Below are 7,132 nucleotides of genomic sequence, written 5' to 3'. Positions count from 1 at the left end.
CGGACCGTCCGAGTATCCCCCTCGGACCTTCGCCGCTCGATCGCCCCCCGCCGCCGCAATCGGTCGCTGGCCATGCGCCCTTTCCTCGCGACGAGGTGAGAAGAAGCATACGGCGGGTTCTGGAGGGGAGGATGAAAAGGCCTGAACGCTCGTGAGTTACATCATCCCTCTCTCTGAGAGAGAGGGAGGGGCCCATGCGCAGCATGGGAGGGTGAGTGGTTACACAGCTCACCGATAAATCCTGAAACTCAGCAGTTTGAGCGAAATCACTGACCGGCTTCGCCTAACCTCTCACCCTCCCACGCCTGCGGCGCGGGCCCCTCCCTCTCTCAAAGAGAGAGGGGTTCTATCCTCGCGCCCTGACGAGCGTTCGCGCCTCTGGAAATCGCCCCGCGAACCCTCACCAACGCGATTCCCGTGCAGAATCACCTACCGCGCGAGTCACCAGATGGTCCACCTTAGAGACCATCATTAACGCTTTTACCCCTAGCTTGACCGTTCCGAGGGCGGAGGAATCGTAAGAATCCCCGGCCCACGGGCGTTTTGTCCCCGTGAATCGGCGTTTTAACCTTTCCGGGCGGGTGACAAACGCGATCGGTCTCGTCAGGCTCGAACTTCCCTGATTCACAGGAATGAGCTTAGAGATGACGAACGTTTCCGATCTGGTCGACGCTGCTGTCGCCGCCGACGACAAGCTGACCAAGACCCAAGCCAAGGCCATCATCGACGGCGTCTTCAAGGCGATCTCCGACGCGGCCGTGAAGGGCGAAGAAGTCTCGATCCCGGGCTTTGGCAAGTTCAAGGTCCAGGCCAAGCCGGCCCGCACCGGCCGCAACCCGGCCACGGGCGCGACCATCGAGATCGCCGCCAGCAAGAAGGTCGCCTTCACGCCGGCCAAGCAACTGAAGGACGCCGTCAACGGCTAAGCCTTCGGCGGGAGGCGGGCTCCACGGCTTCGCCTCCCGGCGCTTTCCTTCCCGCGCGATACGTCCGTCAGGCCGTGTCGCGCGGGAAGATCATCTGGAACAAATCAAGAACTATCGACGCAATCGACGGAACCCGGCGGCGATGCGGATCATTCCGCAGCGGATCGAAACCGCGCAGGAACAACCGTCGTCGCCATGGCCGTCGCCCCGCCCCGTTCGCCTCCGGATCGCGCGCTCAAGACCGGACCGCATGCGGCGCGCGAGGTCGCCGCCGGCGACCGGGTTCCGGCCAGCCTGGACGAGGTCGAGGCCGGGATTCAGGTCTGCCGCCGCTGCGACCTGTGGCGCGACGCCACCCAGGGTGTGCCGGGCGAAGGCGCGGCCCACGCTCCGCTGATGTTCGTCGGCGAACAGCCGGGCGACCAGGAAGACCTGGCGGGGCGGCCGTTCGTCGGTCCGGCCGGTCAGATCTTCGACAAGGCCCTGGCCGAGGCCGGCGTGCCGCGCGACCGGGCCTTCGTCACCAACGCCGTCAAGCACTTCAAGCACGAGCCGCGCGGCAAGCGGCGCATCCACAAGACGCCGAACCGGGGCGAGGTCACCGCCTGCCGCTGGTGGCTGGACGCCGAGCGCCGCCTGGTGCGGCCGCGCGTGATCGTGGCGCTGGGCGCGACGGCCGCCCTGGCGGTGGTCGGCAAGGCGACCCCGATCGGCGCCAACCGCGGCAAGCCGCTGCAACTGCCCGACCAGGCCCAGGGCTTGGTGACCTATCACCCGTCGTTCCTGCTGCGGGTCCCCGACGCGGCGGCCAAGGCGCGGGCCTATGCCGAGTTCGTGGAGGACCTGCGGCTGGCGGGGGAATTGGCGGGGGTTTGATTGGCATGAGCGATGCTCCCCCGCGATGCGGGGGAGCTGTCGCGGAGCGACTGAGGGGGCTAGTGCGGCCCTAGGTCCAGCTGGCCCCCTCCGGCCCTCTAGGCCACCTCCCCCCGCGACGCGGGGGAGGAACAAAGAGCCTAGTGCGCCGACTTGCCGCCGAGCTGGGTCATCAGCTCTTCCTTACGCAGCTTCAGGCGCTCGCCCATGGCTTCGAGGTCCTCGTCGCCTTTCTTGGCCTGGGCGAACATGCCGCCGGGTTGTTCCTCTTCCTTGACGTGGTGCTTGATGTACTCGCCCAGCACCTTGACCTTGGCGTCGTAGAACTCCTCGCCCGGCTTCATCGCCTCGATCTCGGCGATCAGCTTCTTGGCCCCGTCGTGCTCGACATAGGCCTCGTCCATCAGGTCGTCTTCGACCTCGCCGCGGTTCTCCGGATAGAAGATCTCCTCCTCGATCTGGGTGTGGACCTTCAAGGCCAGGGCGATCTTGTTGAACAGCTCCAGCTTCTCGGCGTCCTTCTCCAGCTGTTCGTATTCGTCGAACCAGCCCTCGACCTCACGGTGATCCTTCTTGAGCAGGGTGATGGCCAACGGATCGCGCCGGCTCGTACGCCGCGTGCGGCGCGGCTTGGCGGACTTGGTCTTGCTCGACGAACTCTTGGCGGCAGCGGCCATTGAATGTCTCCCTCGATATCCCCGACCGCCAACCAACACCCGGACGCCCCGACCCGTTCCGCTTCTGCTAAACTCTCGAATGAGAAACGTTTTCAGTGTCGGACAGCCGACTGTCCGACACCGGAACTCAGCGGTCCTGGACGTTGCCCGAGCGGCTGGTGTTCTGGCGCAGATTGCCGTGACGGCCCTGCTCGTCGAGATTCACGTCCGCATTGCCGGGATCATTGCTCTGCAGGCTGTCGTGGCCGCCCTTGCCTTCGATGTCGGGCTTCTGACCCTTGAAGGCGCGCTGTTCGGGCGGGATGGGGGGCGCTTTGGACATGGCTTCCTCCTTGAGGTGATCGAGTTCAACCGATCCCCGGCGAAAGTCGTTCCGACAGTCCAGTTGGCGCCCTAGCTGGCCCGCGCGACGCCCGACAGGGCCGCGTCGAACTCGGCGGCCAGGGCTTCGATCCGGTAGGGCTTGATCAAGACCCGCCGCCCCTCGTTGGTCGCGGCGGCGGCCGCGGCGCTGTAACCGGTGGTCAGGATCACCGGCAGGTTGGGCCGCAGGCGCGAGATGTCGCGCGCCAGGTCCAGGCCGCCGACGTCGCCGGGCATGACCATGTCGCTGAACACCAGGTCGAACGCGCTGTCGTTGCGCAACACCTCCAGGGCCGCCAGGGCGTCGCCCGCACGCACCACCTCGTAGCCCAGCTCGCGCAGCATCTCCTCGACCAGCTGGGCGACATTGTCGTCGTCCTCGACCAGCAGGATGCGATGGCGGCCGGTGGAGGTGGACGGTCGCGGAGGGAGGGCGGCGGGCTCGACGGTCGCCGCCTTGGTCGAGCGCGGGATCCGCAGCCACACGGTGGTGCCCTCGCCCAGCTTGCTTTCCACCCCCGCCTCGCCGCCCGAGGCGCGGGCGAAGCCGTAGACCTGCGACAGGCCCAGGCCGGTGCCCTTGCCGACCGCCTTGGTGGTGAAGAACGGCTCGAACACCCGGCTCAGCATCTCGGGGGCGACGCCCACGCCCGTGTCGCGGATCGCCAGCCGGACGAGATCGCCGGCGCCGTCCGGGCGACCGGACGGCTCGTTGCGCGCCTCGATGATGATCGTGCCGCCGTCGGGCATGGCGTCGCGAGCGTTGATGGCGATGTTCAGCACCGCCACCTCCAGCTGCGAGGCGTCGACCTCGATCCGCCAGAGGCCGGCGGGCAGCTTGACCTCGACCGTCACGTCCTCGCGCAGCGAGCGGTCCAGCAGGGCGTGCATGCCGGCCAGGCGCTCGCCGATGTCGACGACCTCGGGCTTCAGCGGCGTGCGGCGCGAGAAGGCCAGGAGTTGCTGGGTCAGGCTGGCGCCCCGGTCGATGGCCTGGCGCACGCCCTGGCGCAGGCGCTCGCGCCGCGCCGGGTCGGTAGTGCGATCCAGCAGGTCGATGCCGCTGGAAGCGACCATCAGCAGGTTGTTGAAGTCGTGGGCCACGCCGCCCGTGAGCTGGCCCATGGCCTCCATCTTCTGCGACTGGCGCAGCGCTTCCTCGGCCTTTTCGCGCTCGCGGATCTCGGCCTGGAGCTTGCGATAGGCCTCGACCTCGCGGGCGTTGGCCACGCCCAGCACGGCGACCAGCAGCGCGGCCATGACGATCAGCAGGGCGAAGCCGGCATAGCGCATGGCCCGCCGCGCCGGCGATTCCAGCGCGGTGCGCAGATAGACCGAACCCAGCATCGTCTCGCCCTCGGTCACGGGCGAGGTCACCACCAGGCGGGAGCCGTCGTTGCGCGGCGGGCCCAGCGTGTTTCGGGAGGGCAGACCCGGTCCCGTGCGCACGAAGCTGGCGGCCAGCCGTCCCTGCATGTCGTAGGCGGCCACCGCCTCGACGTCCGGATTGGAGCTCTGGGCGTTGACATACTCCTTGGTGGCCGCCCGATCGTCGAAGGCCAGGGGCGCGGCCACGCTGCCGGCCAGGATCCGCACCTGCACCTCCGCCTGGCGGATCCGTTCCTGCTGGCTCAGGTGCTCGTTGTAGACGGCCATGGCGAAGGCGGCCGCCACGATGGCGATCGCCAGGCCCACGGCGATGGACAGCGTGAGGGCGGGACGCGTCCGCGACCAGCCGAGCGGGCCTTTCCGGCTCATCGACTGTCTCCTTTTTGCGGCGCCGCCGACAGCGCCTGGAGCTTGGAGCTCAGGGTCAGGCCGCCGGCCTGGACGGCGTCGGGCCGGATCTCGAACCGCACCCGGCCGTCGGCCAGGACGAACTGGACCATCGCGCCCTTGGCGCTGAGCCCCTGGTCGGCGACGGTCAGCACCGGCTGCCCGGCCACCGCCGCCAGCATCTGCTGCGGCGTCTGCACCCGCGAGCGTCCCAGGAACAGCAGGTGGCAGGCCGCACCCTTGGCCACCACCGGCAGGCGGATGATCATCACCGGATGGTCGGCGACGCGCCGATCGCGAACGACCCGGTCCATGGCGGCGCCGAACGGATCATGCCCCGCGACGCACAGGTTGAACGCACTGGTCGGCGCGTCGAACGCGGTGGGCGGCCACTCCACGAACGGCGTGAACTTGTAGAGGTAGTTGGCCTTCACCGCATATTCGAGCGAGGCGTCACCCGCCCGTACGGGACCGGTCAGGCCGACACACAGCGCCAGACCCGTCAGCAGGCTCAGCGGCCCGGTCCGCCGCCGCCCTGAGCCTAGAACCGCCATTGCAGGTCCACACTCACGGCGCGGGGGATCTGCGTCCCCTGCGGATATTCGGGATGGCGGTCGTGCAGCAGGTTGCGGCCCACCAGGGCGATCTCGGCGCGATCGTTCATAGCCCACGCCAGGCGTCCGCCCAGTTCCATGTAGGACGGGGTGCGCGGCTCGGGCAGGTCGGAAACATAGCGCAGGTCGGCGTCCAGGCTGACGCGGCGCGGCAGGTCCATCGACGAGCGCAGGAAGGCCTGCCGGCGCGGATCGTCGCCGGCCTGGGCCACGCCCAATATGCCGCTCGACCCGGGCTTGAACTTCAAGTGCTTCTCCAGCGCGGTCGCTCCCGCCGACAGCCGCCACCAGGGCTGGACCCTGTACTCGCCCCAGGCCTCCAGGCCCCGGACATGGCCCTCCATGCCGTTGCCCCAGCGCAGGGGCAGGAAGCTGACCGGGGTCGTCTCGATGCTGCGCAGATCATCGTAGGCGTTGTAGTAGGCCGAGAGCGACAACAGAGCCCGGGCGCTGGGCTTGAACCGCCCGCCGACCTCGTAGGCCGTCAGCTTCTCGGGCCGGAAGGCGCCGCCGCCGACCAGGAAATCCACCCCGCCCAGGCGCTCGAGCACGTCGCGGTCGAACGGCGTGGCCACCCGCAGCGCCCGCGAGGCCGCGGCCCAGACGCTGACGCCTTCGGCGGCGCGCCAGGCGAACCGGACACTGGGCGACCACTGCGGGCCGGCATAGGGCCCGTCCTCCAGCTTCAGCCCCACGGTCAGGCTGGCCCGATCCGTGAGAGCGTAGCGATCCTGCAGAAAGAGATTGTAGAGCCGCAGCGTCCGGCTCGAGGGCGAGAACAGGAAGCTGTCGGTGTTGCGGATATCGTAGCGGCTGAGCCGGATTCCGCCGCCCCAGACGAGTTGGTGGTGATCGCGCGTAAGAGCGTGCTGCAGGTCGAAATCGTAGGTATCCAATCCGAAGGCTCCGCCTCCGGACGTGGCCCTACGATTGTGGTCGTAATAGGCCTGGGCCTGCAGGCTGGAGCCCTCGGCTTCGCGCCGCCAGCGAGCGGTGAGATTGCGGCCGGAGACGTCCTCCTGGCCGCCGCCGGCCAGGTTCTCCGCGCCGTCATAGAGGTCGCCGGACAGCGTCAGCGCCTCGCCCTGACCCAGGTTCCAGTCCGCCCGAAAGCCGCCTTGGCCGCGCCGAAAGCTATCCTCGGCCGACGTGTCCGAGGCCGTCCGCGTGGCGTCCACATGCGCGCCTCGGGCATAGACGCGGAATGCTCCGTTCGCGCCCATTCGGCCGCCGTAACGGACGCTGGCGCTGCGGTCCTGGTCCCCGCCCCGGCCCTGCAGATACCAGCCCTGCGTCTCGTCGGCGGCGCGCGTGGTGACGTTGATGACGCCGTTGACCGCGTTGGCGCCCCACAGGGTCGCTCCGGGGCCGCTGACCACCTCGATGCGGTCGAGATCGGCCGGCAGGACGTCCTGGGTGTCCCAATAGACGCCGGAATAGAGCGGCGAATAGACGGTGCGGCCGTCGATCAGGACCAGCAGCTTGTTGGAGAAGTTCTGCGCCTCGGGATTGCCGTTCAGGCCGCGGGCGGTGACGGCGTAGGCGCTGGCGCTGCGCTGGGCGACCTGCAGGTTGGGCGCCAGGCGCAGCAGTTCCGGCAGGCTGTTGGCCCCCGAACGGAGGGCGTCCTCGCGGCTGATCAGATAGATCGCCGCCGGCGCGTCCATCACGGTCTCGGCGCGCTTGGATACGGAGGTGACCTGGATGTCGCCAAGCTGCTCTAGCGACAGCTCCGCCAGGTCGTTGGGCGTGTTCTGGGCATGACCGATCCCCGACGCCGCGGCTTGAATAATCATCGCCGCCGCGCCGGCCCGAACCAGACGCCCACTACAGCCCTGCATACGCCGTTCCCCTTATACGGGAAGGGGAACGCCAAGCGTGGCCGTTTGGATCCCCGACT

Annotated in this window: 7 protein-coding genes and 1 pseudogene; 3 read left to right on the top strand and 5 right to left on the bottom strand. The window is 68.6% G+C overall.

The window, feature by feature from the left end; genetic code table 11:
- The 3 genes and pseudogenes from ASC70_RS25615 to ASC70_RS10600 form a co-directional block, all read left to right on the top strand.
- Window positions 1–145 (top strand): annotated as a pseudogene (locus ASC70_RS25615) (hypothetical protein); the annotation flags it as partial.
- A gap of 499 nt (window positions 146–644) precedes the next feature.
- Window positions 645–926, top strand: a complete 282-nt coding sequence (locus ASC70_RS10605) for an HU family DNA-binding protein (RefSeq protein ID WP_047409209.1) — start codon at window positions 645–647, stop codon at window positions 924–926.
- A gap of 195 nt (window positions 927–1,121) precedes the next feature.
- Complete coding sequence (locus ASC70_RS10600; RefSeq protein WP_082539600.1) at window positions 1,122–1,802, top strand: UdgX family uracil-DNA binding protein; 681 nt, start codon at window positions 1,122–1,124, stop codon at window positions 1,800–1,802.
- A gap of 140 nt (window positions 1,803–1,942) precedes the next feature.
- Here ASC70_RS10600 and ASC70_RS10595 read toward each other — a convergent pair whose 3' ends face one another.
- From ASC70_RS10595 to ASC70_RS10575, 5 genes are all read right to left on the bottom strand, one after another.
- Window positions 1,943–2,479 carry a hemerythrin domain-containing protein gene (locus tag ASC70_RS10595; RefSeq protein ID WP_056049818.1) on the bottom strand — a complete coding sequence of 179 codons (537 nt, stop codon included), beginning with the start codon at window positions 2,477–2,479 and terminating at the stop codon, window positions 1,943–1,945.
- A 127-nt stretch (window positions 2,480–2,606) separates the two neighbouring features.
- Complete coding sequence (locus ASC70_RS10590) at window positions 2,607–2,801, bottom strand: hypothetical protein (protein ID WP_056049815.1); 195 nt, start codon at window positions 2,799–2,801, stop codon at window positions 2,607–2,609.
- Between the two features lie 71 nt (window positions 2,802–2,872).
- Window positions 2,873–4,600 (bottom strand): hybrid sensor histidine kinase/response regulator, encoded by a 1,728-nt coding sequence (locus ASC70_RS10585; protein ID WP_056049812.1) that lies wholly within the window; start codon window positions 4,598–4,600, stop codon window positions 2,873–2,875.
- Window positions 4,597–5,172 carry a YfiR family protein gene (locus ASC70_RS10580; protein ID WP_047409218.1) on the bottom strand — a complete coding sequence of 192 codons (576 nt, stop codon included), beginning with the start codon at window positions 5,170–5,172 and terminating at the stop codon, window positions 4,597–4,599. Before ASC70_RS10580 ends, ASC70_RS10585 begins: the two co-directional genes overlap by 4 nt.
- A complete protein-coding gene (locus ASC70_RS10575) occupies window positions 5,160–7,028 on the bottom strand; it encodes a TonB-dependent siderophore receptor (protein WP_056049810.1) in 1,869 nt (622 codons plus the stop codon). Before ASC70_RS10575 ends, ASC70_RS10580 begins: the two co-directional genes overlap by 13 nt.
- Between the last annotated feature and the right edge of the window lie 104 nt (window positions 7,029–7,132).

This window comes from Caulobacter sp. Root343, assembly GCF_001425745.1.
GTDB lineage: Bacteria > Pseudomonadota > Alphaproteobacteria > Caulobacterales > Caulobacteraceae > Caulobacter.
The sequence above is the reverse complement of the archived record's forward strand: the minus strand, read 5'-3'. Positions and strand labels throughout refer to the sequence as shown.